Below are 23917 nucleotides of genomic sequence, written 5' to 3'. Positions count from 1 at the left end.
CGGCCGCACGCCTCTACGGGGACGGCTCGGCCGGGGACGACGCGTTGGGCTCGGTGCTGCCGTCGGGCGGGGGCGAGGAGCCCGCCGGGTCGGACGGGGACGGGTCGGTGGGCGACGGCTCGGGGTCGGACGTCGGCGGTGGGTCGCCGGGCGTGGGATCGGACGTCGGCGGTGGGTCGGCCGGGGGCGTCGGCTCCGGGTCGGACGGCCAGGGGGGAACGTCGGGGCTGCCGGTTCCGGGGCCGGGCCGGCCGGGTCTGGGGGTGCCGGGGCCGGAGTCGGTCGGCCTCGGGTCGGCCGGGGCCGGCGCGGCACCGTGCCCCGTGATCGAGACGACGGCGCCCGCCGGGGCGATCGCCACGCGCGCGTGCCAGTGCCCGGCGGGTTCGCGCAGCTGGTCGACGTACGCCCGGATGGTCACCGACTCGCCGGGCATGAGGGTGCCCGAGGAGCGGCTCAGGTAGAGCCAGGCGTCGCCGGTGGTCGCCGACCAGCGGACCGGCCCCTTACCGCCCCGGGACGCCGTGAGGGTGATCAGCGTGGTGTCGCCGCTGCTGTGGGCGGTCACGGTGAGGCGCCCGGCGCCCTTCTCGTCGGCGCCCGGGACACTGATGACCTCCACGGAGACGTCGGGCTCCCTGTCGCCGAGGCCGGCGCCGAGGCGGGTGCTGGAGTTCCCGGTGTTCTCGTAGCCGCCGGCCTGTTCACTGTCGAGGCTGTCGGGGCCGCGCGCCTCGCTGGCGCTGGCGGAGCGGCCGTCGCCGCCCTCGGCGGTCGGCGCGCCCCGGTAGGCGGCCCACAGGGCGAGGACGGGCGCGGCGACGACGGTGGCGACGACGGTCGTCGTGACGGCACGCGCGCGGATGCGGTCGCGGCGGGCCGCGTGGTCCTTGGGGTCCATCGGGAAGCCGCGCCGGTCGAAGCGGGGCGCGGCCGCCCCGCGCACGCGCGGGAGGTGCGCCATGGCGGCGTGCAGGGCCGCGCGGGGCGCCTCCAGGACGGGCAGTTCGGCGGGCGTGACCGTGTCGCCGGGCCAGCGGCCGGGCCCCGCGCGGCCGGCGGCGCGGCGGCAGCGCGGGCAGTCGTCGACGTGCCGGACGAGTTCGCGGCGCAGGGCGGAGCTGAGGACCAGCTGCTGGTCGCCGGTGAGACGGGCCACGCCGGGGCAGCCACCGGTCTCGACGACGGCGAGCGCCGCGCGCGTGCGCTCGACCTCGCAGGCGGCGGAGGCGAGGAGTTCGCGGGCGGTGGCCTGGTCCATGCCGAGGACGGCGGCGATCTCCTGGGCGGCGAGGTGGTGGCGCACGGCGAGTTCGAGCGCCTCCCGCTGCTCGGGGCTGGTGCCGGCCGCCTCCGGCCAGGCCAGCAGGGCGAGTTCGCGCCGCCGCTGCTCCTGTACCTCCTCGGCGACGGGCGGGGCTGCGGGCTGTGCCGCCGACTGCCGACGGGCACCGTTCCGGCCGCCCCCGGCGTGCGAGGGATGACGTTTCTGCTTGGCCTCGGCCAGCTTGCGCAGACAGGCCCAGCGGGCCAGCGCGTACAGCCAGGCCCTGCGGTCCCCGGCGGCTTCCGGGACGCGGTGCCCACGCCGTTCGGCGAGCGCGAGGACGTCCCCGAGCGCGGCAATGGCCGCGTCGTGGTCGCACAGCACCGACAGGCAGTAGGTGAACAGGCCGTCGAGGTACGGCTCGTAGCGCGCGGGCGTGCGCTGCGCCGGCGTGCGCGCCGCGGCGCGGTCCCGCGCCTCCCGGTGCGCCCGGTGTGCGCCGGTCATGCGGGTCGAGGTCTCCGGGCTGCTGCTCATCACCCGTGCGACCGTAGGCGGCCGGGAACACCCTCTTCCCGCCGCTTGAGCCGTTTTAATCCGTACGGGTGAAACGATCCCTCATAAGGGGACAGGAGCCCGGCTTCGCTGGCTCGTTCGTGCCGAGACGTGGCCGATTCAGCACAGCTGCGACCGAGGCGGCCTGCGCGAGGTGCGGCCCGTCACAGATGATCGCCGGGGCAGCGGCGCCCCGTCGCGCCGGGCCGCGCACCCACCCGGCCCCGCACCGGCCCGGGCCGCGCCCCGGAACCGACGCCCACCCCACCGCCGTACCGCCACCGCACCCGCTGTCACACCCGGCCGCTACGGTTTCCCCATGGCTGCCCGTACCAAGACCACCAAGGACCGCCCCTCCTACCGCTGCACGGAATGCGGCTGGCAGACGGCCAAGTGGCTCGGCCGCTGCCCCGAATGCCAGGCATGGGGCACGGTCGAGGAGTACGGCACGCCCGCGGTCCGTACGACGGCGCCGGGCCGCGTCACCACCTCCGCCCTCCCCATCGGCCAGGTCGACGGCCGCCAGGCCACCGCCCGCTCCACCGGCGTCCCCGAGCTGGACCGCGTACTCGGCGGCGGCCTGGTCCCCGGCGCGGTCGTCCTGCTCGCCGGCGAGCCCGGCGTCGGCAAGTCCACGCTCCTCCTCGACGTGGCCGCGAAGTCGGCGAGCGACGAGCACCGCACGCTCTATGTCACGGGTGAGGAGTCCGCGAGCCAGGTCCGCCTGCGCGCCGACCGCATCGGCGCCCTCGACGACCACCTGTACCTCGCGGCGGAGACCGACCTGGCCGCCGTCCTGGGCCACCTGGACGCGGTCAAGCCGTCCCTGCTGATCCTCGACTCGGTGCAGACGGTCGCCTCCCCGGAGATCGACGGCGCGCCCGGCGGTATGGCCCAGGTCCGCGAGGTGGCCGGCGCCCTGATCCGCGCCTCCAAGGAGCGCGGGATGTCCACACTCCTGGTGGGCCATGTCACCAAGGACGGCGCGATCGCCGGCCCGCGCCTGCTGGAGCACCTCGTGGACGTCGTCCTGCACTTCGAGGGCGACCGGCACGCGCGCCTGCGCCTGGTGCGCGGCGTCAAGAACCGCTACGGCGCCACCGACGAGGTCGGCTGCTTCGAGCTGCACGACGAGGGCATCACGGGCCTCGCCGACCCCAGCGGCCTCTTCCTGACCCGTCGCGCCGAACCGGTCCCGGGCACCTGCCTGACCGTCACCCTGGAGGGTCGCCGCCCCCTGGTCGCGGAGGTGCAGGCGCTCACGGTCGACTCGCAGATCCCCTCCCCGCGCCGCACGACGTCCGGCCTGGAGACGTCCAGGGTGTCGATGATGCTCGCCGTCCTGGAGCAGCGCGGCCGCATCAGTGCCCTCGGCAAGCGGGACATCTACTCGGCGACGGTGGGCGGCGTGAAGTTGTCGGAGCCGGCCGCCGACCTCGCGGTCGCGCTCGCGCTGGCCTCCGCCGCCAGCGACACCCCGCTGCCGAAGAACCTCGTCGCGATCGGCGAGGTGGGCCTCGCGGGCGAGGTCAGACGCGTCACGGGCGTGCAGCGCCGGCTCGCCGAGGCGCACCGTCTGGGCTTCACGCACGCGCTCGTGCCGGGCGATCCGGGCAAGGTCCCGCCCGGCATGAAGGTCCTGGAAGTCGCCGACATAGGGGACGCGCTGCGGGTCCTGCCGCGCGCGCGTCGTCGAGAGGCCCCACGGGAGACGGAGGACCGCCGGTAGACTTTGCCCTGGTCTCGCCCGTCCGTACGAACCGAGTGCGCGAAACGGGAGCGCCCCAGAACCTGCGACCGGAGGAGTGCAGTGGCAGCCAACGACCGGGCGGCGGCTCCCGGCAAGTCCGGTGGGAGCGCCGGTTCCGATGGCCTGATGCGCGCCTCCCTGAGCGCTGTGGCACCCGGTACGGCCCTGCGTGACGGCCTTGAGCGGGTCCTGCGCGGCAACACCGGCGGTCTCATCGTGCTGGGCTCGGACAGGACCGTCGAGGCGATGTGCACGGGCGGTTTCGTCCTGGACGTGGAGTTCACGGCGACCCGGCTGCGTGAGCTGTGCAAGCTGGACGGCGGCATCGTCCTCTCCTCCGACCTGTCGAAGATCCTGCGCGCGGGCGTCCAGCTCGTCCCGGACCCGACGATCCCCACGGAGGAGACGGGCACCCGGCACCGTACGGCGGACCGGGTCAGCAAGCAGGTCGGCTTCCCCGTCGTCTCCGTCTCCCAGTCCATGCGGCTGATCGCCCTCTACGTCGACGGCCAGCGCCGCGTCCTGGAGGACTCGGCGGCGATCCTGTCCCGCGCGAACCAGGCCCTGGCGACCCTGGAGCGCTACAAGCTCCGCCTGGACGAGGTCGCGGGAACGTTGTCAGCGCTGGAGATCGAGGACCTGGTGACGGTCCGGGACGTCTCCGCGGTGGCGCAGCGCCTGGAGATGGTCCGCCGTATCGCCACCGAGATCGCGGAGTACGTGGTCGAGCTGGGCACCGACGGCCGGCTGCTCGCCCTCCAGCTCGACGAGCTGATCGCGGGCGTGGAGCCCGAGCGGGAGCTGGTCGTACGGGACTACGTCCCCGAGCCGACGGCGAAACGGTCCCGTACCGTCGAGGAGGCGCTGTCCGAGCTGGACGCGCTCACCCATGCCGAGCTGCTGGAGCTGTCCACGGTGGCGCGTGCGCTGGGCTACACCGGGTCCCCCGAGGCGCTCGACTCGGCGGTCTCCCCGCGCGGTTTCCGGCTGCTGGCCAAGGTGCCCCGGCTGCCCGGCGCGATCATCGACCGTCTGGTGGAGCACTTCGGCGGCCTGCAGAAGCTGCTCGCCGCCAGTGTCGACGACCTCCAGACGGTGGACGGCGTCGGCGAGGCCCGCGCGCGCAGCGTCCGCGAGGGCCTGTCCCGGCTGGCGGAGTCGTCGATCCTCGAACGGTACGTCTAGCCCCCGGCGCTCAGCCGTTCAGCCCCGACCAGACTCATCAGACCCGTTCGGCCCCGTTCGGACCGGCCTCGGTCGGGCCTCAGTCGGCCTTCAGCACGAACGACGTCCGCGCGTCCTCGAAGCCGGGCGCCTTGGCCTCCACCAGGTACGTGCCGGCGCCGGCCGAGCCCGCCGGAGGCGTCGCGCACTCGGGTGCGCTCGGCTTGCGGTCCCACTTCACGGTGTAGGTGAAGGTGCCGCCGCCCGGCACCCGGTACAGGGCGCTGCCGGACGCCTCGGGGCAGTCGGCCGACGACCAGTAGGTGTCGTCCTCGCCGGTCTGAGTGATCGTCAATATGGCGTTCTTCGGGCCGAGATCGACCTTGCAGTCGCTCGTGGAGCTGTTCTTGGCGGTCAGCCGGAAGGTGGGCGTCTGGTCGGGCGAGTACTCGTTGCGGACGCTGCTCAGCGTCAGCGTCACCACGCTGGCGGTGCAGTTGGGCAGCGGGGTGCCGGCCGGCAGGGCGCCGCTCGAACCGGCGCCGCCGCCGAGGCCGCTGCCGGAGCCGGTACCCGCGGAGGCGTGCCCCTTGCCGTCGTCACTCCCCGCGGAGCCGCCCGTACCGGCACCGTCGCCGGAGCCGGTCCCGGACCCGCCGGTCTCCTCGTCGCTCGACTCGTCACGCCCGCCCGGGTGTTGGGTGATGGCCGTACCCGAACCGGAGGGCCCCGGCGTGATCGAGGACGCGGGATTCTTGCCGTTGGAGCCGCCCGCGTTGTTCTTGCCGCCCCCGCCGCCCGAGGTGACGATCCATGTGAGCAGCAACGCCAACAGGGCCAGCACGGACAGCAGTACGGCCCTCCGACGCCAGTAGATGGAGGAGGGAAGCGGCCCGACCGGATTGCGCAGAGATCCCACGGCGCAAACTGTACGAGAGATCGTGCCGTTCGCTGTCCCCACCCGCCGCCGGGAACCACAACTTTTGCGGATCATCATCCTGGTCCCGGTCGTGTCGGCCCTCTCTCCCGCCGCCCGCCCGATCACTTGACTGCGCGCGGTGACGACGACGGCCCGCCGCGCACACTCCGTGATCGGCGGCGCGACGGGCGACGCCCACCCCGTCGGGTGACGGTACGCACGTGTGCACCCCCTGCCGTGGCAGGATCAAAGGGCCATGACTGCGCCCACGAAGCTTCCGCACAGCACTCCCGCCGACGCCGTCCCCGCCCCGGCCCCCGTCGAGCCGACGCGGTCCGGGGCGCACCTGCACTCCCCCGTCCTCGACTGGTTCGAGGAGAACGCCCGCGACCTGCCCTGGCGGCGCCCCGAGGCCGGCGCCTGGGGCGTGATGGTCAGCGAGTTCATGCTCCAGCAGACGCCGGTCAACCGCGTCCTGCCGGTCTACGAGCAGTGGCTGGCCCGCTGGCCCCGCCCCGCCGACCTGGCCGTGGAGGCCCCCGGGGAGGCCGTACGCGCGTGGGGACGGCTCGGCTATCCGCGCCGCGCCCTGCGTCTGCACGGCGCCGCGGTGGCCATAACGGAGCGGCACGGCGGTGACGTGCCGGCGGACCACGCGCAACTGCTGGCGCTGCCCGGCATCGGCGAGTACACGGCCGCGGCGGTCGCCTCCTTCGCGTACGGGCAGCGGCACGCGGTCCTGGACACCAATGTGCGCCGGGTCTTCGCGCGCGCGGTGGCCGGGGTGCAGTATCCGCCGAACGCCACCACGGCCGCCGAGCGCAGGTTGGCCCGCGCGCTCCTCCCCGAGGAGGAGCAGACGGCCGCCCGGTGGGCCGCGGCGTCCATGGAGCTCGGCGCGCTGGTGTGCACCGCGAAGAACGAGGGCTGCCACCGCTGCCCGATCGCCGCCCAGTGCGCCTGGCGGCTCGCGGGCAAGCCGGAGCACGAGGGTCCGCCGCGCCGTGCGCAGACGTACGCGGGCACGGACCGTCAGGTGCGGGGCAGGCTGCTCGCCGTACTGCGCGACGCCCACGCGCCCGTGCCGCAGTCCGCGCTGGACCGCGTGTGGCACGAGCCGGTGCAGCGCGCCCGGGCGCTGGACGGACTCGTCGCGGACGGTCTGGTGGAGCCGCTGCCGGGCGGCCTGTACCGACTGCCGCTGACCTGACGCGGCACCACATCCACCGCTGACACACAGCCACATCACAGGAGCACGGCCTCCGTCACACTCACCCGGATGGAAAAATCGCCTCATGGCGCCACATTCCGGTCCGCCCCTATACCCCATTCCGATCTTCGTTACACAACCGACGGACAGCTGAGCGCTGGCCGCAGGCTGCTTCGGACAGCCCCGTGACAACTCCTCCGTAGCTTCATTTCCGTGCCCGACGGGGGCGCTGGGCTACGGACCACAGGCAGGACACCGGCAGCGGGAACACCCGGCCGGCACGGGGAATCCACGGGGAAGCGGAGGCGGTTGATCATGGCGCAGGGCGAGGTGCTGGAGTTCGAGGAGTACGTCCGCACTCGGCAGGACGCGCTGCTGCGCAGTGCCCGTCGGCTGGTCCCGGACCCGGTCGACGCGCAGGACCTGCTGCAGACCGCGCTGGCGCGGACGTACGGCCGCTGGGAGGGCATCGCGGACAAGCGGCTCGCCGACGCCTATCTGCGCCGCGTCATGATCAACACGCGGACCGAGTGGTGGCGGGCGCGCAAGCTGGAGGAGGTGCCCACCGAGCAGCTCCCGGACGCCTCGGTGGAGGACTCCACCCAGCAGCACGCGGACCGCGCCCTGCTGATGGACGCGATGAAGGTGCTGGCGCCGAAACAGCGCAGCGTCGTCGTGCTGCGACACTGGGAGCAGATGTCCACGGAGGAGACGGCCGCCGCCCTCGGCATGTCGGCCGGAACGGTCAAGAGCACGCTGCACCGGGCGCTCGCCCGGCTCCGCGAGGAGCTGGAGGCTCGCGATCTCGACGCACGCGCGCTGGAGCGTGAGGAGCGGGAGCGTTGCGTGGCGGCCTGACCGAGGCCGGGCCCACACCGGCCCGAGGGAGCTTTCCGGCGGTGATCACGGCGGCGGCCGTGCTCACCGCCCTCGCCCTTTTCGTCTCCGCGTGCGCCACCGGGGGCACCGGTGCCCGTGACGAGGGCCCGGCGCACGCCGAGCCGGTCGCCGGTACCACGCCCTCGGCTCCCTCCGCGTACTCCGAGAACTCCGTCGGGGACCAGGTGGACGCCGTCCGGCTCGTCCAGGACGACCCGGCGGTGTCGGCGGAGGTCAAACGCGGGCTGAAGCCCTGCGTCGCCGACAAGTACCCGGTCGACGTGCAGTACGGCGACCTGACCGGCGGGCCCGTGAGCGACATCGTGGTGAACGTGTTGACGTGCAGCGACGCGGTCGGGGTGGGGGTCTATGTGTACCGTCAGCACAACGGCCGGTACGAGAACGTGTTCAAGGCCGAGGAACCCCCGGTCTACGCGGAGATGGAGCGCGGCTACCTGGTGGTGTCCAAGCAGCTCTACGACAGGGACGACCCGGTCTCCGACCCGTCCGGGGAGAACGTGCTCACGTATCGGTGGACCGATGACCGCTTCGTGGAGAAGTTCAAGGAGCACACCGACTACGGCAGCGTCACCGGCGAGGAGCCGACGCCCGTGCCCGAGGGCGGCTGAGCGGCGGGCGGAGACCGGGCTCGAAGAAAATCCCCGGCGGCGCGTGAACCGATCGGACCGCCCGAACGATAAAGGCTGTGAGGGCCCGAAGGCGGCACGGAGGTGAACGCATCGCCCGCCGCGGGCGTCCCCACCAGGGGCACGCACCCGCACAGGCCCCGCGACACCCGTACGACCCGCGTGGCACCCCTACGACCCACCACCCACCACAAGGACTGAGAGCACCGGGATGGCAGACCAGACCCACGTCCTGTTCGTCGAGGACGACGACGTCATCCGCGAGGCCACCCAGCTCGCCCTGGAGCGGGACGGCTTCGCGGTCACCGCCATGCCCGACGGGCTGTCGGGGCTGGAGGCGTTCCGGGCGAACCGGCCCGACATCGCACTGCTGGACGTCATGGTCCCCGGGCTGGACGGCGTGAGCCTGTGCCGGCGCATCCGCGACGAGTCGACCGTGCCGGTGATCATGCTGTCGGCGCGTGCCGACTCCATCGATGTCGTGCTCGGCCTGGAGGCGGGCGCCGACGACTACGTGACCAAGCCGTTCGACGGCGCCGTGCTGGTCGCCCGCATCCGGGCGGTGCTGCGCCGCTTCGGGCACGCGGGCGGCGGTGACCGCTCCGAGCCGGGCCCCGCGGCCACCGGCGGGGTGCTGACCTTCGGGGACCTGGAGGTCGACACCGAGGGCATGGAGGTGCGCAGGGCCGGCCGGCCCGTGGCGCTGACGCCGACCGAGATGCGCCTGCTGCTGGAGTTCTCCTCCGCCCCGGGCACCGTGCTCTCCCGCGACAAGCTCCTGGAGCGCGTGTGGGACTACGGCTGGGGAGGCGACACCCGCGTGGTCGACGTCCATGTCCAGCGGCTGCGGACGAAGATCGGCCAGGACCGCATCGAGACGGTCCGTGGCTTCGGCTACAAGCTCAGGGCCTAGGCGGGACGGGGTATCGGGGATGATCCGGCATCTCGTTCCGGCCCGCGTGGAGCGCGCGGGCATTCGCACCGGTCTGCGGTGGAAGCTGAGCGCGGCGATCGCGCTGGTCGGCGCGCTGGTGGCGATCGTGCTCAGCCTGGTCGTGCACAACGCCGCCCGGGTGTCCATGCTGGACAACGCGCGCGACCTCGCGGACGAGCGCGTCCAGATCGCCCAGCGCAACTACGAGTTGTCGGGTCGGCCGAACTTCCCCAGCATCAAGATCGACGATCCGGGACTGCCGGCGGAGCTGCGGAGCAAGGTGCGGGAGGGCCGCCGGGCGACGTACGTCTCGGACCGCGGGGGCGCGGCACCGGACATCTGGGCAGCCGTGCCCGTCAAGGACGGACATGTGCTGTCCCTGCACACCGGCTTCACCGACCGCAGCACGGACATCCTCAACGACCTCGACCGGGCCCTGCTGATCGGCTCCATCGCGGTCGTTCTCGGCGGCAGCGCGCTCGGCGTGCTCATCGGCGGACATCTGTCGCGCCGGCTGCGCAAGGCGGCCACCGCCGCGCACCAGGTCGCCAAGGGCGAGACGGATGTGCGGGTGCGGGACGCGATCGGCGGGGTCGTCCGGGACGAGACCGACGACCTGGCGAGCGCGGTGGACGCGATGGCGGACGCGCTGCGCCAGCGCCTGGAGGCCGAGCGCCGGGTCACCGCGGACATCGCGCACGAGCTGCGCACCCCGGTGACGGGTCTGCTGACCGCGGCCGAGCTGCTGCCTCCGGGCCGGCCCACCGAGCTGGTGCTGGACCGCGCCAAGGCGATGCGCACCCTCGTCGAGGACGTCCTGGAGGTGGCCCGGCTGGACGGCGCCTCGGAGCGGGCCGAGCTGCAGGACATCATGCTCGGTGAGTTCGTCACTCGGCGGGTGGCGGCGAAGGACCCGGACGTCGAGGTGCGGGTGGTGCACGAGTCGGAGGTCACCACCGACCCGCGCCGCCTGGAGCGGGTCCTGTTCAACCTGCTCACCAACGCCGCCCGGCACGGCAGGGCGCCGATCCAGGTCACCGTCGAGGGCCGGGTCATCCGGGTCCGCGACCATGGCCCCGGCTTCCCGGAGAACCTCCTCGCGGAGGGCCCGAGCCGCTTCCGCACCGGCAGCACCGACCGCGCCGGGCGCGGCCACGGGCTGGGCCTGACGATCGCGGCCGGCCAGGCCCGGGTGCTGGGCGCCCGGCTGACCTTCCGCAACGTACGGCCGGTGGGTGCGCCGGAGCACATACCCGCCGAGGGGGCGGTCGCCGTGCTGTGGCTACCGGAGCACGCGCCGACGAACACGGGCAGCTACGCGATGCTGCCGTAGCGCGCCGGAGGGGCCGGGTGGGACGTCAGCCGAAGTCCTTCGAGAAGTCCAGCGCCTCGCTGCGTTCGGTGAGCGAGTACCAGTTGCCGTTGTCGTCGCGGAAGATCGCCTCGACGCCGTAGGGACGCTCCTGCGGCTCCTGGAGGAACTCGACACCGCGCGACCTGAAGGTCTCGTAGTCACCGCGGCAGTCGTCCGTGCGGAAGGCTCCCGCTCCGATGACGCCCTTGCTGACGAGCTTCTTCAGCGCCTCGGAGGACTCGGCGTCCAGTCCCGGCCCGTCCAGGCTCATCAGGGCGAGCTCCACATCGGGCTGGTCCTTGGCGCCGACGGTGATCCACTTCATGTCGCCCATGGCCAGCTCGGTGCGGACCTCGAAGTCGAGCTTCTCGGTGAAGAACGCCTTCGTGCGCTGCTGGTCGAAGGTCCATACGGTGGCGATGCCCAGGCCCTTGATCATGGCTCTGTCCTCCCGGTGCGGTCGGTTTCCGTTCCTGTTCGTCACCGTAGGCAGCGGGGCGGTCAGGGCGCTTCCTCAGAATTGCTCTGCCGTGGGGGGCTGTCCGGCCGGCGCGGGAACCCGCCGGTCCACAGCATCGCGTAGCACCCGGGGATGAGGGCGGCGCCCCGGCCGACGTGCTTGGCCCGGTACTCGCTCGGGGTCAGGCCGGTCCGGGTCTTGAAGCGGGCGGAGAAGGTGCCGAGGCTGCTGAAGCCGACCAGGTGACAGATCTCGGTCACGGTGAGGTCGGCGCTGCGCAGCATCTCCTCGGCGCGTTCGATGCGGCGGTGGGTCAGGTACTGGCCGGGCGTCTCGCCGTACGCGGCTTTGAAGGCGCGCACCAAGTGGTAACGCGAGTAGCCGGCGTGGGCTGCCACCGCGTCCAGGTCCAGCTCGGGATCCGACCAGTCACGGTCCATGGCGTCCTTCGCCAGCCGCAGCTGCCGCAACTTGTCCATCCGCCGATGGTGACACGCCCCACCGACAGCCTCCTGACGGCCGACGTTCACGGGTACGACCTCAGGGGCGCGGGGCTGTGCTGATGCGCCTCCGCCGTGGGCGCGACGAGCCCCCCACGACCCGCAGTCGCACAAACAGCCTCCGCACCCCCCTTCAGGCGACTCAAACCGCTTCCACAACCGCCGCCTTCGCCGCCTCGGCCCCCTCCGCCTCCGGGCCCGCCCCCTTGAGCGGCACCTCCTTGACGAACACCGCCGACACCAGCGCGATGACGGCGACGACCGCGCCGAGCACGAACGCCGCGTGTGAGCCGTCGGACACGGCGAACTGGTACGCCTCACGCACCTCGGCCGGCATCTTCGCCAGGCTCGCGGCGTCCAGCTGCGCGGACTGCTCGGTGATCTGCGCGCCCAGCGCGCCGGCCCGTTCCGCCATGGCGTCCTGGACGCGGCTGTTGAACAGCGCGCCCATGATCGCGACGCCGAAGGAGGAGCCGAGGGTGCGGAAGAGGGTGGTCGACGAGGAGGCGACACCCATGTCCTTCATCTCCACGCTGTTCTGCGCGACGAGCATGGTGATCTGCATCAGACAGCCCATGCCGAGGCCGAGGACGGCCATGAACACACCTGAGGTCAGGCGTGAGGTGCCGGTGTCCATGGTCGACAGCAGGTAGAGCCCGATGATCATCAGCGCGCTGCCGACGATCGGGAACACCTTGTAGCGGCCGCTGCTGGTGGTGATCCGTCCGGCGACCATCGAGGTCACCAGCATCGCGCCGAGCATCGGCAGGAGCAGCAGCCCGGAGTTGGTCGCGGAGGCGCCCTGCACGGACTGCTGGTACAGGGGCAGGAAGAGGGTCGCGCCGAACATCACGAAGCCGGCGATGAAGCCGATGACCGACATGAGGGTGAAGTTGCCGCTGCGGAAGATGTGCAGCGGGACGATCGGCTCGGCGGCCCTGGTCTGCCGGAACACGAACCCGACGAGCGCGGCGACGCCCAGGAAGCTCAGCTCCATGATCCGCGCGGAGGTCCAGGCGTACTCCGTGCCGCCCCAGGTGGTGACCAGCACGATGGCGGTGATGCCGACGGTCAGCAGCACGGCGCCCAGGTAGTCGATGCGCGCCTCGGCCCGCTTCTTCGGCAGATGGAGGACGGCGCTGATCAGGCCGAGGGCGAACACGCCGAGCGGCAGGTTGATGTAGAAGGCCCAGCGCCAGCCCCAGTGGTCGGTGATGGTGCCGCCGACGAGCGGGCCGCCGATCATCGCGAGCGCCATGACGGCGGCCATCATGCCCTGGTACCTGCCGCGCTCGCGGGGCGGGATCAGGTCGCCGATGATCGCCATGACACCGACCATCAGACCGCCGGCGCCCAGACCCTGCACGGCCCGGAAGGCGATCAGCTGCCCCATGTCCTGGGCCATGCCGCTGAGCACGGAGCCGATCAGGAAGATCACGATCGAGACCATGAACGAGCCCTTGCGCCCGTACATGTCGCCGATCTTGCCCCAGATGGGGGTGGCCGCGGCGGTGGCGAGGGTGTAGGAGGTCACCACCCAGGAGAGGTGTTCGAGGCCGCCGAGCTCGCCCACGATCGTCGGCATCGCCGTGCCCACGATCATGTTGTCGAGCATCGCGAGCATCATCGTGATCATCAGTGCGAGCAGCACGACCCGTACGCTTCTGGGCTGTTTCTCCGGCACCGCGTCCGCGGTCTGTATGTCCGCCACGACTCCCACTCCCCCAGGACTTACTTGACGCCCGGCTAGTTGACTACACTGGGGAAAGTAGACCTGCAGCTAGCCGGGCGTCAAGTAAGTAACCGGTAAGAGCACCTATGAGAATGGGCGGCACCATGGACGACGGCACCAAGCAGCGACGGCGCGGGAACACCCGCCAGCGCATCCAGGACGTGGCGCTCGAACTCTTCGCCGAGCAGGGCTACGAGAAGACCTCACTGCGTGAGATCGCCGAGCGCCTGGAGGTCACCAAGGCGGCGCTCTACTACCACTTCAAGACCAAGGAAGAGATCATCGTCAGCCTCTTCGAGGATCTGACGAGGCCGATCGAGGACCTCGTCGAGTGGGGCGGGCAGCAGCCGCGCACCCTGGAGACGAAACAGGAGATCCTGCGGCGCTACAGCCAGGTCCTGGCCGCCGCGGCGCCGTTCTTCCGCTTCATGCACGAGAACCAGGCCGCCGTGCGGGAGTTGCGCATCGGCGAGATGTTCAAGGAGCGGATGATCGGCATGAAGGACATCCTGGTCGACCCGGACGCGGACATGATCGACCAGGTCCGCTGCGTCAGCGCGCTGTTCACCCTGCACGTCGGCACATCCATGGTCCAGAGCGAACTGAAGGGCGACCCCGAGGACAAGCGCAAGGCCGTCCTCGAGGTCGCCACCGATCTGGTCACCCAGGCGCACCACGGCGCCTGAGCGGCGCATCAGCGCGTCAGACCGTCACGCCCTTCGAGCGCAGGAAGGCGACGGGGTCGATCGCGGTGCCGTAGTTGGCGCTCGTTCGGATCTCGAAGTGCAGGTGCGGGCCGCTGGAGTTGCCGGTGTTGCCGGACAGGGCGATGAGCTGCCCGGCCTTGACGACCTGGCCGGCCTTCACATGGATGCGGGACAGGTGGGCGTACTGGGAGTAGACGCCGTTGGAGTGCTTGATCACGACGGCGTTGCCGTAGGCCGGGCCGTCACCGGCGCCGTTGCCGCCGGCCTTGACGACGGTGCCGCCGGACGTGGCGTAGACCTTGGTGCCGGTCGGCACGGCGAAGTCCTGGCCGCTGTGCTTGGACGCCCACATGCTGCCGGACTGGGCGTAGCTCGCGGACAGCTTGTACTTCTTCACCGGGTCGACCCAGGTCGCCGCGGACTTGGCGGCGGTGGCCTCGGCGGCGGACGCCGCGCCGCCGCCCAGCACGACCGCGGCGACACCCAGTGTGGCGGCGCCGACGGCCACGCGGGTGCGGAGCGCGGACGTACGGGAAGAGCGGTTCATGGCGCGGAACATGGATGACCTCAGGGGTTCGGGGACAGAGAGAACCACCCGGCGTACGGACCGCCGCCGAATGGGCTCGTCCTTGGTACCCGCGCCGACCACAGACGCCCAAATGAGTGACGTACGACCCTAAGTAGGACTTCATCGGACTAATAGCTGTACGTCCCTTTTGCCGCACCTGGCTGGCCCACTATCCCTCGTAGTACGTGACGTAGCTCTCGTGCGGCATGTCACCGAGCGGCGTGAGCGCGCGGCCCTCAATGTGATGCAGACCTCTAGCCACTTACCGTCCAGTAACCCTACGGTTCCTCCCGCGCCACCCTCACCAACGAGCATGCACACGACACTGCAGCGTTCACGGACGTGAGAGGACCCCCACATGACGATCAGACGTGCCTGGCTGCGCCGAGCCTCGGTGACCGCCGTCTCCGCGGCCGCCCTGCTGGCCCTGGCCGCCCCGGCCGACGCGGCACCGGCCACGGCCATCGGTACCACCACGGTCACCGCTGCGCAGGCTGTCGACTACGCCACCTGGCAGCGGGACTGCCAGGCGGTCATGGACCAGGCACTGCCGTACCTCAAGGAGCGCATAGCCGCCGTCAAGCCCGGCGAGAAGCAGGCGATCGTCCTCGACATCGACAACACGACCCTGGAGACCGACTTCGGCTTCAGCTACCCGCAGCCGGCCAACAAGCCGGTCCTGGAGGTCGCGAAGTACGCCCAGGAGCACGGCGTCGCCCTGTTCTTCGTCACGGCCCGTCCGGGCATCATCGCCGGCTTCACCGACTACAACCTCAAGTACCGCGGCTACCAGGTCTCCGGCCTCTACGTCCGCGGCCTGATCGACCTCTTCAAGAACGTCGCCGACTACAAGACCGCCCAGCGCGTCGACATAGAGAACAAGGGCTACACGATCATCGCGAACATCGGCAACAGCGCCACCGACCTCTCGGGCGGCCACGCCGAGAAGACGTTCAAGCTGCCGGACTACGACGGGCAGTTGTCCTGACCGACCGGCCGACTCCCAGTAACCTCACCCCTGTTGGCTCGATCACGGGGGTGAGGCATGGAGCCGGCCGTACTCGGCGGAAGACTGGCGTCCAGCGCGATGGCACCGCTGGTGCGCAAGCTGTTCGTCACCGACGGACCCGGCGCCGGACTGGTCGACAGACCGGTGCGGCTGAGCGGCCTGGTATCCTTCCGCGGCGAGAAGCGCACCCTGAGCGACAAGGATGTCCACCGGCTCGCCGAACGGCTCGTGGCACGGGCCGTGGACTCCCCCGGCGAAGCCCCGTTCCCGCCCGACGAGCAGCCGGCCGTCGTCGACGCCCTGGCCGGCAGGCTGCTCGTCCTCGGCGACCTCGACATGGACGACGTCCAGGCCGTCCGCCTCGGCCACCGCGAACTCGCCAAGAGACTGATCCACGGCGCCTCCACCACCCATGGCCTCTCCCCGGACACCTGCTACTTCCTCGACTCCGCGACGGAGTGGGCCTGCCTGCACATCCTGGAGTTCTTCACCCGCCGGTCCACCTTCGTCCCCCGCACCCTCGTCGAACAGACCCGCACCCAGGCCGAACTGATCGCCCGCGTCGACGCGTTGATCACCCGCCTGCCACGGCCCGACGCCCGCGACACCGCCTTCGAACGCCGCTATCTGCCGTACGTCGCCCAGCGGCACGACCACATCACCATCTACGGCATCGACCTGCGCGACTCCCCCGACCGCTGGCCCCTGGAAGTGGCGTACCTGAGCCTGGAGGCGACGACCGACGCCGCCGCCGAGGACACCGAGACCGGCACGGCGCCCGGCGAGCGACCGCCCACGACGGCGGCCCGGCTCCCGGCCGAGCAGGCGCTGCTCACCGACTCCCGCGTCCTGCTGCGCGGCGACGCCGGCTCCGGCAAGACCACCCTGGTCCAGTGGCTGGCGGTGACCGCCGCCCGCGACGGCGACCGCATCCCGTACGTCCTCCCCCTGCGCACCCTCGTCCGCACCGGTCCGCTTCCGGCGCCCGCCGACTTCCTCACCGGCCTGGGCTGCCCGCTGACCCCACCGGAGGGCTGGGCCGAACGCGTCCTCACGGCCGGCCGCGGCCTGATCCTGGTCGACGGCCTGGACGAGATCCCCGCCGCCGACCGCCACCGCACCCGCGACTGGCTGCGCGCCCTGCTGGCCGCCTACCCCGGCAACCGCTGGCTGCTGACCTCCCGCCCCACCGCCGTACGCCCCGACTGGCTGGCCCAGGAGGGCTTCCGGGAACTGTCCCTGGCCCCGATGCGCCGCTCCGAGGTCACCACCTTCGTCGGCCGCTGGCACCAGGCGGCACGGGCACCCGAGTACGAGGGCCCCCTCCTGGACGCCCTGCGCACCAAGCGCGACCTGGCCCGACTGGCCACCAACCCCCTGATGTGCGGCCTGATCTGCGCCCTCCACCGCGAACGGCGCGGCTATCTCCCCACCGGCCGCAAGGAGTTGTACGACGCCGCCCTCACGATGCTGCTCGCCCGCCGCGACCGGGAGCGGGGCATGGGCGCGGTCGACGGCGTGGAACTGGGCGAGGAGGCCCAGCTGGAGCTCCTGCAACGCCTGGCCTACGCGCTGGTGCTGAGCGGCCGCACGGAGATGGAGCTCGGCGCGGCGGAGGGGATCGTGGAGCGCTGCCTGCCGGCGGTGGCCTCCGCGGCCGGACAGGGCGACGCCGGGACGGTGTTGCGGGCGTTGCTGCTGAGGAGCGGGCTGCTGCGCCAACCCGCCGAAGGCGTCGTCGACTTCGTCCACCGCACCTTCCAGGACTACCTGGGCGCCCGCTACGCCGTCGAGGAGGGCCACCTCGACGTCCTCACCAGCCACGCCGACGACGCCCAGTGGGAGGACGTCATCCGCATGGCGGTGGCCCATGCACGACCCCGGGAACGCGCCTCGGTCCTACGCCAGTTGCTCGCCCGTGAGAAGCCCCGGCTCACCCTGCTGGCGCTGGCGTGCCTGGAGCATGCGGCGGCTCTGGAGCCGGGGGTGCGGGCAGAGGTGGAGCAGCGGGCGGCTCAGCTGATTCCGCCGCGTACGAAGGAGGAGGCACGGGAACTGGCCGAGGCGGGACCGCTGGTGCTGGAGCTGCTGCCGGGGCCGGAGGGGCTGTCGGATGAGGAGGCTCGGGGGGTCGTGGTCGCCGCGTCCCTGCTCGGGACGGAGGAGCCGGATGGGGCACTGGCAGTGCTGCGACGGTTCCGGAACCACCCGGATCTGGATGTGCGGCGGCAGCTCGTGGGGACGTGGGGGCGGTTCGACGCGGAGGAGTACGCGGCGGAGGTGCTGGATCATCTGGACCGGGCCGAGCTGCGGATGGTCTGTGAGACAACGGAGCAGCGCGCGGCGCTGGCCGGGATGCGGCCGTGGAACTCGCTCGCCTTCCACGGGGCGCACCGGATCGAGGACATCCTTGCCGCTGTGCCGGCACATGGGGCGGTGACGTCGCTGGTCCTGCATGACAACCCTCATCTCACCGATGTGAGCACCCTCCTGCCGTTCACTTCGCTGAACAAGCTGTGGGTGTACGACTGCCCGGCGGCAACCGGTCTGGAGCACCTCTCAGAGCTACGGCTCATGCTGCTCGGCTGCTCCGGCGGCGTGGACCTGACGGGGATGCGCCTTCTGCGGTCGCTCACCACGATCTCCGTGAGTCAGGAGTTGCCGGGCATCGACCTCACCGAAGTCCTACCGGTCGACGCATCGCTGAATTTCCTGTTCCTCGGCGCGGAAAGCACGAACACCACAGGTCTGCGCGGCCTGGAGCACTGGGCCTGTCTGAAGACGCTCAGCCTTGGACCGCTGACCACGGAGCTGACGGTCGCCGACTGGCAGGCGGTCAGCGAACTCGCCGAGCTGACCGACCTGTATCTGAACGCGAAAATCATCCGGGACTTTCCGCACTCCGTCGAGCTGATGCCCGAGCTGCCGGGCGTCGAGGTGCTGTGGGTCCCGTCGATGTACGGCGACGAAGACCTCACCCCCCTGGTGCCCCGGCTACCGGGCCTGCGCTCGGTGATCCTGGAGGCCCAGCCCGGCCACACCTTCCCGGTCTCCCACTTCGCGGGCCTCTTCCCCGGCATCGACATCACCCTGGAACAGCGCTGAGCGCACGCCAAAGGGGCCGGTGCCCCAAAGCACCGGCCCCTTCACACTCGGCTCACCGCCGGAGGCTCACGCCTCCTTGCTCAGGTTCGGCCCCGCACCGCCGGCCGCCTGCTCGATCGGCGGGACGTCCGGCAGCGCGGACTTCTCCTCGCCCCGGAAGGTGAAGGTCTGGGACTCGCCCTCGCCCTCCGTGTCCACGACCACGATGTGACCGGGGCGCAGCTCGCCGAAGAGGATCTTCTCCGACAGCGTGTCCTCGACCTCGCGCTGGATCGTGCGGCGCAGCGGACGCGCGCCCAGCACCGGGTCGTAACCCTTCTTGGACAGCAGCTCCTTGGCGGACTGGGAGAGCTCGATGCCCATGTCCCGGTCCTTCAGGCGCTCGTCGACCTTGCTGATCATCAGGTCGACGATCCGCAGGATGTCGGCCTGGGTCAGCTGCGGGAAGACCACCACGTCGTCGACGCGGTTGAGGAACTCGGGGCGGAAGTGCTGCTTGAGCTCGTCCGACACCTTGTTCTTCATGCGCTCGTAGTTGGTCTTCGTGTCGCCCGCGGCGGCGAAGCCCAGGTTGAAGCCCTTGGAGATGTCCCGGGTGCCGAGGTTGGTCGTCATGATGATGACCGTGTTCTTGAAGTCCACGACCCGGCCCTGGGAGTCGGTCAGGCGACCGTCCTCCAGGATCTGCAGCAGCGAGTTGAAGATGTCCGGGTGGGCCTTCTCGACCTCGTCGAAGAGGACGACGGAGAACGGCTTGCGGCGCACCTTCTCGGTCAGCTGGCCGCCCTCCTCGTAGCCCACGTAGCCGGGGGGCGAACCGAAGAGACGCGAGACCGTGTGCTTCTCGCTGAACTCCGACATGTCGAGGGAGATCAGCGCGTCCTCGTCGCCGAAGAGGAACTCGGCGAGCGCCTTGGACAGCTCGGTCTTACCGACACCGGACGGACCGGCGAAGATGAACGAGCCACCCGGACGCTTCGGGTCCTTCAGACCGGCACGGGTACGGCGGATCGCCTTGGACAGCGCCTTGACGGCGTCGTTCTGACCGATGACCCGCTTGTGCAGCTCCTCCTCCATGCGGAGCAGGCGGCTGGACTCCTCCTCGGTCAGCTTGAAGACCGGGATGCCGGTGGCCGTGGCGAGGACCTCGGCGATCAGCTCGCCGTCGACCTCGGCGACGACGTCCATGTCGCCGGCCTTCCACTCCTTCTCCCGCTTGGCCTTGGCGGCCAGGAGCTGCTTCTCCTTGTCGCGCAGGGAGGCGGCCTTCTCGAAGTCCTGCGAGTCGATCGCGGACTCCTTGTCGCGGCGGACGCCGGCGATCTTCTCGTCGAACTCACGCAGGTCCGGCGGCGCGGTCATCCGGCGGATACGCATCCGGGAACCGGCCTCGTCGATCAGGTCGATCGCCTTGTCCGGCAGGAAGCGGTCCGAGATGTACCGGTCGGCCAGGGTGGCGGCCTGGACGAGGGCCTCGTCGGTGATGGAGACGCGGTGGTGCGCCTCGTACCGGTCGCGCAGGCCCTTGAGGATCTCGATGGTGTGCGGCAGGGACGGCTCGGCGACCTGGATGGGCTGGAAGCGGCGCTCCAGGGCCGCGTCCTTCTCCAGGTGCTTGCGGTACTCGTCCAGCGTGGTGGCACCGATGGTCTGCAGCTCACCGCGGGCCAGCATCGGCTTCAGGATGGAGGCCGCGTCGATGGCGCCCTCGGCGGCACCCGCACCGACCAGCGTGTGCAGCTCGTCGATGAACAGGATGATGTCGCCGCGGGTGCGGATCTCCTTGAGCACCTTCTTCAGGCGCTCCTCGAAGTCACCGCGGTAGCGGGAGCCGGCGACCAGGGCGCCGAGGTCCAGCGTGTAGAGGTGCTTGTCCTTGAGGGTCTCGGGCACCTCGCCCTTGACGATGGCCTGGGCGAGGCCCTCGACGACGGCGGTCTTGCCGACGCCGGGCTCACCGATCAGCACCGGGTTGTTCTTGGTGCGGCGGGACAGCACCTGCATGACCCGCTCGATCTCCTTCTCGCGCCCGATGACCGGGTCGAGCTTGGACTCACGAGCGGCCTGGGTGAGGTTCCGGCCGAACTGGTCGAGGACCAGGGACGTCGAGGGCGTGCCCTCGGCAGGCCCGCCGGCGGTGGCGGTCTCCTTGCCCTGGTAGCCGGAGAGCAGCTGGATGACCTGCTGCCGCACCCGGTTGAGATCTGCGCCCAGCTTGACCAGGACCTGGGCGGCGACGCCCTCGCCCTCGCGGATCAGGCCGAGCAGGATGTGCTCCGTGCCGATGTAGTTGTGGCCCAGCTGAAGGGCCTCGCGGAGCGACAGCTCCAGGACCTTCTTGGCACGGGGGGTGAAGGGGATGTGCCCGGACGGGGCCTGCTGGCCCTGGCCGATGATCTCCTCCACCTGCTGGCGGACCGCCTCGAGCGAAATCCCGAGGCTCTCAAGGGCCTTGGCGGCGACACCCTCACCCTCGTGGATCAGGCCCAGGAGGATGTGCTCGGTGCCGATGTAGTTGTGGTTGAGCATCCGGGCTTCTTCCTGAGCCAGGACGACAACCCGCCGCGCGCGGTCGGTGAACCTCTCGAACATCGTTAATCGCTCCTCAGAGCGGTCAGGCAGTGGGGGGAACTTCCCCTCCCTGTCCTTCCGCAGCTTAGTCCCGCAAGCGGGGACCGCTCATTCCAACTGCCGACACCGTCGATGGCCTCCTGACCCCGCTAACGCCGACATCTGCTCCAACCCGATGGTGCGAGACGATGTTCCCGCAGGCCAGGCAGTTACCCCAGTCGCCACTACGCCGATGGCGAACGTGAGACGGCCTTTCCCGCGCGTCGCCCCCTCCCACTAGGGATGTCTTACCCTCCGGGACTGACACTCCATGCCGTGCGCACCGGTTCCCTCCGCTACGGGCGAACAACCTTGCGCCTCCCCGCACCCCCACGCGCGCCCTTCTCCGGCACTCTTCGCATCCACAGGGGCACCCAGCGTAACCCGCCGCCCTCTCGGACTGTTGCACTTGGCATGGTTGGCTCAGTCACCTCGGTCAGCGACTCGGTCCCACCGCTCATCGCGAACCCCCTCGTCCCTCTTCCCCGCAGCCCGCTCGGCCAGGCGAACCCGGACGACCGGATGCGCGGCTGGTACGAGAACGAACTGGGGTGGGCCACGGTGCCCGGGGAGCCGGTACGACTTTTCACGGGCCGGCGCTTCGACGTCCTGGACGTGCCCGCAGAGGCGGGCCACGCGGCGCTCGGGCGCCTGTCCCTCACCTCACCGGTGGCCCTGCGGGGCGACAGAATGCTGCTGCTGGTGGCCGCGGGCAGCGCGGAGGAGCTGCGGGGCATCCTGGACTGGCTGGAGTGGGGCGCGCTGCCGCTGGACCTCGCGGCGATCGGCGCGGGCGGGGTGATCGAGGCCCCGCTGCTCCCCGGCCGCGCGGGCTCAGGGGCTGCGCAGGGGGCCGCCGTGTGGCTGCGGCCCCCCGTGACCGGATGCGAGGTGGAGTCCTCGCTGCCGACGATGTCGGCTCTGGGGGGCCGTAAGGGCGCCCCCGATCTCGTACGGCTGGTGGACACGGTGGCAACGCAATGTCACCGTGTCCGGCTGTGGCGCGGGTGCGCTCAGCCCATCGCCTTCTCGTAAGCCTCGCGAATGGTCGCCGGAACACGGCCACGGTCATTGACCTCGTAACCGTTCTCCTTCGCCCACGCGCGGATCTGTGCGGTGTCCTGGCTGCCGCCGGAAGCGGCCCGAGCCTTTCCACGCCCGCCCGAAGCACGGCCCCCGGTACGACGACCGCCCTTCAGATAGGGCTCGAGAAGACCGCGCAGCTTGTCCGCATTGGCAGTCGTGAGATCGATCTCGTACGTCTTGCCGTCCAGCGCGAACGTCACGGTCTCGTCCGCCTCGCCGCCGTCGAGGTCGTCGACAAGAAGGACCTGAACCTTCTGTGCCACCGGATTTCCTTTCATCGATAACGTGAGGACCGAGGGTGTGCGGCGTCCGCCGTTTCGCCGACCCCCTGTTATATGCAGTACTGCAGTACGTCGGAAAGCAAACCGCTTTTGCGTGAAAAACACAAACCCCTGGGAGAGACCGACCGTCCCGGCACCGTCCGGAAACGTACGCGTTTCGGACATAGGGGTGGACGGCGGTGACGATCAGGCGACGATCACAGGTGCAGAAGCATCCGGCTGTTGCCCAAGGTGTTCGGTTTCACTCGTTCGAGTCCGAGGAACTCCGCGACGCCCTCGTCATAGGAACGCAGCAGCTCCGCGTAGACATCGGTGTCGACCGGCGTCTCGCCGATCTCGACGAAGCCGTGCTTGCCGAAGAAGTCCACTTCGAAGGTCAGGCAGAAAACCCGTCGAACACCGAGCCAGCGCGCGGTGTGCAGCAACTTCTGCAACAACTGGTGCCCGACACCGGCGCCCTTCAGGCCCGGCTTCACGGCGAGAGTGCGCACTTCCGCCAGGTCTTCCCACATCACGTGCAGTGCGCCGCAGCCGACCACCTCGGCGTTGTCGTCACGTTCCGCGACCCAGAACTCCTGGATGTCCTCGTAAAGCGTCACCGTCGCTTTGTCGAGCAGGATGCCGTCACGGACGTAGGCGTCAAGGAGACGGCGCACGGCCGGTACATCGCTCGTCCGAGCCCGCCGGACGGTGATGGCTTTAGCGGTGACTTCGGGACTCTCTGCTGACATGAGCGGACGCTATCGCCCGCCGTCCCCGGATGCCGAGCCGGGGTTCTCCCCGGGGCTCTCATCCGAGGTCCCCTCACGGGAGTCGACGGATTCCGGCCCTTGCGCGATGCGCACGGCGTCCCGCAGGGCCAGTCGCTGTTCGTCGCTCATCATGCCGAAGAAGGCGACGAGAGCGGCGGCGGGGTTGTCGCTCTGCGCCCAGGCGTCGTTCATCAGGGCGGCGGCGTAGGCGGCCCGGGTGGAGACCGCCTCATATCGATAGGCCCGGCCTTCCGCCTCGCGGCGTACCCAGCCCTTCTGATGGAGATTGTCCAAAACGGTCATCACCGTCGTGTACGCGATGGACCGTTCCCGCTGGAGATCTTCCAGGACTTCCCGAACGGTCACCGGGCGGTTCCACTTCCACACCCGCGTCATGACCGCGTCTTCGAGTTCTCCCAATGGCCGAG

The 23917-nt window shown here is 70.8% G+C and carries 21 protein-coding genes; 11 read left to right on the top strand and 10 right to left on the bottom strand.

Annotated elements, in window-relative coordinates; genetic code table 11:
* Positions 1–13 precede the first annotated feature (13 nt).
* Positions 14–1807 (bottom strand): hypothetical protein, encoded by a 1794-nt coding sequence (locus tag ACH5AC_RS34235; RefSeq protein ID WP_398866197.1) that lies wholly within the window; start codon positions 1805–1807, stop codon positions 14–16.
* A gap of 334 nt (positions 1808–2141) precedes the next feature.
* On the opposite strand from ACH5AC_RS34235, the gene radA reads away from it, so the two are divergent.
* A complete protein-coding gene (radA, locus tag ACH5AC_RS34230) occupies positions 2142–3551 on the top strand; it encodes a DNA repair protein RadA (protein ID WP_398866196.1) in 1410 nt (469 codons plus the stop codon).
* Positions 3552–3632: 81 nt separating this feature from the next.
* Positions 3633–4757: a DNA integrity scanning diadenylate cyclase DisA gene (disA, locus tag ACH5AC_RS34225; protein ID WP_398866195.1), complete on the top strand. Its 1125-nt coding sequence runs from the start codon at positions 3633–3635 to the stop codon at positions 4755–4757.
* A 79-nt stretch (positions 4758–4836) separates the two neighbouring features.
* Here the strand turns inward: disA and ACH5AC_RS34220 are convergent, their stop codons facing one another.
* The gene (locus tag ACH5AC_RS34220; RefSeq protein WP_398866194.1) at positions 4837–5655 is read right to left on the bottom strand and encodes a hypothetical protein; all 819 of its coding nucleotides are present in this window, start codon (positions 5653–5655) and stop codon (positions 4837–4839) included.
* A 256-nt stretch (positions 5656–5911) separates the two neighbouring features.
* On the opposite strand from ACH5AC_RS34220, the gene ACH5AC_RS34215 reads away from it, so the two are divergent.
* From ACH5AC_RS34215 to cseC, 5 genes are all read left to right on the top strand, one after another.
* On the top strand, positions 5912–6865 hold the full coding sequence (locus tag ACH5AC_RS34215) for an A/G-specific adenine glycosylase (protein ID WP_398866193.1): 954 nt from the start codon (positions 5912–5914) through the stop codon (positions 6863–6865).
* Positions 6866–7180: 315 nt separating this feature from the next.
* Positions 7181–7723 (top strand): SigE family RNA polymerase sigma factor, encoded by a 543-nt coding sequence (locus tag ACH5AC_RS34210; protein ID WP_398866192.1) that lies wholly within the window; start codon positions 7181–7183, stop codon positions 7721–7723.
* The gene (locus tag ACH5AC_RS34205) at positions 7708–8373 is read left to right on the top strand and encodes a hypothetical protein (RefSeq protein ID WP_398866191.1); all 666 of its coding nucleotides are present in this window, start codon (positions 7708–7710) and stop codon (positions 8371–8373) included. The genes ACH5AC_RS34210 and ACH5AC_RS34205 overlap by 16 nt, the downstream gene beginning before the upstream one ends.
* A gap of 229 nt (positions 8374–8602) precedes the next feature.
* Entirely contained in the window at positions 8603–9304 is a 702-nt protein-coding gene (cseB, locus tag ACH5AC_RS34200; protein ID WP_398866190.1) for a two-component system response regulator CseB, read from the top strand.
* Between the two features lie 19 nt (positions 9305–9323).
* Positions 9324–10658, top strand: coding sequence for a two-component system sensor histidine kinase CseC (gene cseC, locus ACH5AC_RS34195; protein ID WP_398866189.1), 1335 nt, complete (start codon positions 9324–9326; stop codon positions 10656–10658).
* A gap of 25 nt (positions 10659–10683) precedes the next feature.
* On the opposite strand, the gene ACH5AC_RS34190 is transcribed toward cseC, so the two are convergent.
* The 3 genes from ACH5AC_RS34190 to ACH5AC_RS34180 all read right to left on the bottom strand — a co-directional run bounded on the left by ACH5AC_RS34190 (position 10684) and on the right by ACH5AC_RS34180 (position 13350).
* Positions 10684–11118: a VOC family protein gene (locus ACH5AC_RS34190; RefSeq protein ID WP_398866188.1), complete on the bottom strand. Its 435-nt coding sequence runs from the start codon at positions 11116–11118 to the stop codon at positions 10684–10686.
* 62 nt (positions 11119–11180) lie between these two features.
* Positions 11181–11618, bottom strand: coding sequence for a helix-turn-helix transcriptional regulator (locus tag ACH5AC_RS34185; RefSeq protein ID WP_398866187.1), 438 nt, complete (start codon positions 11616–11618; stop codon positions 11181–11183).
* A gap of 163 nt (positions 11619–11781) precedes the next feature.
* Positions 11782–13350 (bottom strand): MDR family MFS transporter, encoded by a 1569-nt coding sequence (locus ACH5AC_RS34180; RefSeq protein ID WP_398866186.1) that lies wholly within the window; start codon positions 13348–13350, stop codon positions 11782–11784.
* Between the two features lie 113 nt (positions 13351–13463).
* Between ACH5AC_RS34180 and ACH5AC_RS34175 the strand changes: the two genes are divergently transcribed.
* Positions 13464–14057 carry a TetR/AcrR family transcriptional regulator gene (locus tag ACH5AC_RS34175; RefSeq protein WP_398866185.1) on the top strand — a complete coding sequence of 198 codons (594 nt, stop codon included), beginning with the start codon at positions 13464–13466 and terminating at the stop codon, positions 14055–14057.
* Between the two features lie 16 nt (positions 14058–14073).
* Here the strand turns inward: ACH5AC_RS34175 and ACH5AC_RS34170 are convergent, their stop codons facing one another.
* Complete coding sequence (locus ACH5AC_RS34170) at positions 14074–14637, bottom strand: M23 family metallopeptidase (RefSeq protein ID WP_398866184.1); 564 nt, start codon at positions 14635–14637, stop codon at positions 14074–14076.
* A 367-nt stretch (positions 14638–15004) separates the two neighbouring features.
* On the opposite strand from ACH5AC_RS34170, the gene ACH5AC_RS34165 reads away from it, so the two are divergent.
* On the top strand, positions 15005–15634 hold the full coding sequence (locus ACH5AC_RS34165; RefSeq protein WP_398866183.1) for an HAD family acid phosphatase: 630 nt from the start codon (positions 15005–15007) through the stop codon (positions 15632–15634).
* A gap of 57 nt (positions 15635–15691) precedes the next feature.
* Positions 15692–18760 carry an NACHT domain-containing protein gene (locus ACH5AC_RS34160; RefSeq protein ID WP_398866182.1) on the top strand — a complete coding sequence of 1023 codons (3069 nt, stop codon included), beginning with the start codon at positions 15692–15694 and terminating at the stop codon, positions 18758–18760.
* 66 nt (positions 18761–18826) lie between these two features.
* Here the strand turns inward: ACH5AC_RS34160 and ACH5AC_RS34155 are convergent, their stop codons facing one another.
* Entirely contained in the window at positions 18827–21352 is a 2526-nt protein-coding gene (locus tag ACH5AC_RS34155) for an ATP-dependent Clp protease ATP-binding subunit (protein ID WP_398866181.1), read from the bottom strand.
* A 432-nt stretch (positions 21353–21784) separates the two neighbouring features.
* On the opposite strand from ACH5AC_RS34155, the gene ACH5AC_RS34150 reads away from it, so the two are divergent.
* The gene (locus ACH5AC_RS34150; RefSeq protein ID WP_398866180.1) at positions 21785–22405 is read left to right on the top strand and encodes an SCO3374 family protein; all 621 of its coding nucleotides are present in this window, start codon (positions 21785–21787) and stop codon (positions 22403–22405) included.
* Here ACH5AC_RS34150 and ACH5AC_RS34145 read toward each other — a convergent pair.
* From ACH5AC_RS34145 to ACH5AC_RS34135, 3 genes are all read right to left on the bottom strand, one after another.
* The gene (locus ACH5AC_RS34145) at positions 22384–22719 is read right to left on the bottom strand and encodes an Lsr2 family protein (protein ID WP_398866179.1); all 336 of its coding nucleotides are present in this window, start codon (positions 22717–22719) and stop codon (positions 22384–22386) included. The two genes, ACH5AC_RS34150 and ACH5AC_RS34145, sit on opposite strands and share 22 nt — an antisense overlap.
* Before the next feature lie 215 nt (positions 22720–22934).
* Positions 22935–23468 (bottom strand): amino-acid N-acetyltransferase, encoded by a 534-nt coding sequence (locus ACH5AC_RS34140; RefSeq protein ID WP_398866178.1) that lies wholly within the window; start codon positions 23466–23468, stop codon positions 22935–22937.
* 9 nt (positions 23469–23477) lie between these two features.
* Positions 23478–23885, bottom strand: coding sequence for a BlaI/MecI/CopY family transcriptional regulator (locus ACH5AC_RS34135; RefSeq protein ID WP_398866177.1), 408 nt, complete (start codon positions 23883–23885; stop codon positions 23478–23480).
* Between the last annotated feature and the right edge of the window lie 32 nt (positions 23886–23917).

This window comes from Streptomyces sp. NPDC018693 (genome assembly GCF_044391385.1).
Taxonomy (GTDB): Bacteria; Actinomycetota; Actinomycetes; order Streptomycetales; family Streptomycetaceae; genus Streptomyces.
The sequence above is the reverse complement of the archived record's forward strand: the minus strand, read 5'-3'. Positions and strand labels throughout refer to the sequence as shown.

Coding starts and splice junctions, on each gene's coding strand:
- radA (WP_398866196.1), top strand. CDS start 2,142: ATGGCTGCCCGTACCAAGACCACCAAGGACCGCCCCTCCTACCGCTGC.
- ACH5AC_RS34215 (WP_398866193.1), top strand. CDS start 5,912: ATGACTGCGCCCACGAAGCTTCCGCACAGCACTCCCGCCGACGCCGTC.
- ACH5AC_RS34210 (WP_398866192.1), top strand. CDS start 7,181: ATGGCGCAGGGCGAGGTGCTGGAGTTCGAGGAGTACGTCCGCACTCGG.
- cseB (WP_398866190.1), top strand. CDS start 8,603: ATGGCAGACCAGACCCACGTCCTGTTCGTCGAGGACGACGACGTCATC.
- cseC (WP_398866189.1), top strand. CDS start 9,324: ATGATCCGGCATCTCGTTCCGGCCCGCGTGGAGCGCGCGGGCATTCGC.
- ACH5AC_RS34190 (WP_398866188.1), bottom strand. CDS start 11,118: ATGATCAAGGGCCTGGGCATCGCCACCGTATGGACCTTCGACCAGCAG.
- ACH5AC_RS34185 (WP_398866187.1), bottom strand. CDS start 11,618: ATGGACAAGTTGCGGCAGCTGCGGCTGGCGAAGGACGCCATGGACCGT.
- ACH5AC_RS34175 (WP_398866185.1), top strand. CDS start 13,464: ATGGGCGGCACCATGGACGACGGCACCAAGCAGCGACGGCGCGGGAAC.
- ACH5AC_RS34170 (WP_398866184.1), bottom strand. CDS start 14,637: ATGTTCCGCGCCATGAACCGCTCTTCCCGTACGTCCGCGCTCCGCACC.
- ACH5AC_RS34165 (WP_398866183.1), top strand. CDS start 15,005: ATGACGATCAGACGTGCCTGGCTGCGCCGAGCCTCGGTGACCGCCGTC.
- ACH5AC_RS34160 (WP_398866182.1), top strand. CDS start 15,692: ATGGAGCCGGCCGTACTCGGCGGAAGACTGGCGTCCAGCGCGATGGCA.
- ACH5AC_RS34155 (WP_398866181.1), bottom strand. CDS start 21,352: ATGTTCGAGAGGTTCACCGACCGCGCGCGGCGGGTTGTCGTCCTGGCT.
- ACH5AC_RS34150 (WP_398866180.1), top strand. CDS start 21,785: ATGGTTGGCTCAGTCACCTCGGTCAGCGACTCGGTCCCACCGCTCATC.
- ACH5AC_RS34140 (WP_398866178.1), bottom strand. CDS start 23,468: ATGTCAGCAGAGAGTCCCGAAGTCACCGCTAAAGCCATCACCGTCCGG.
- ACH5AC_RS34135 (WP_398866177.1), bottom strand. CDS start 23,885: ATGACGCGGGTGTGGAAGTGGAACCGCCCGGTGACCGTTCGGGAAGTC.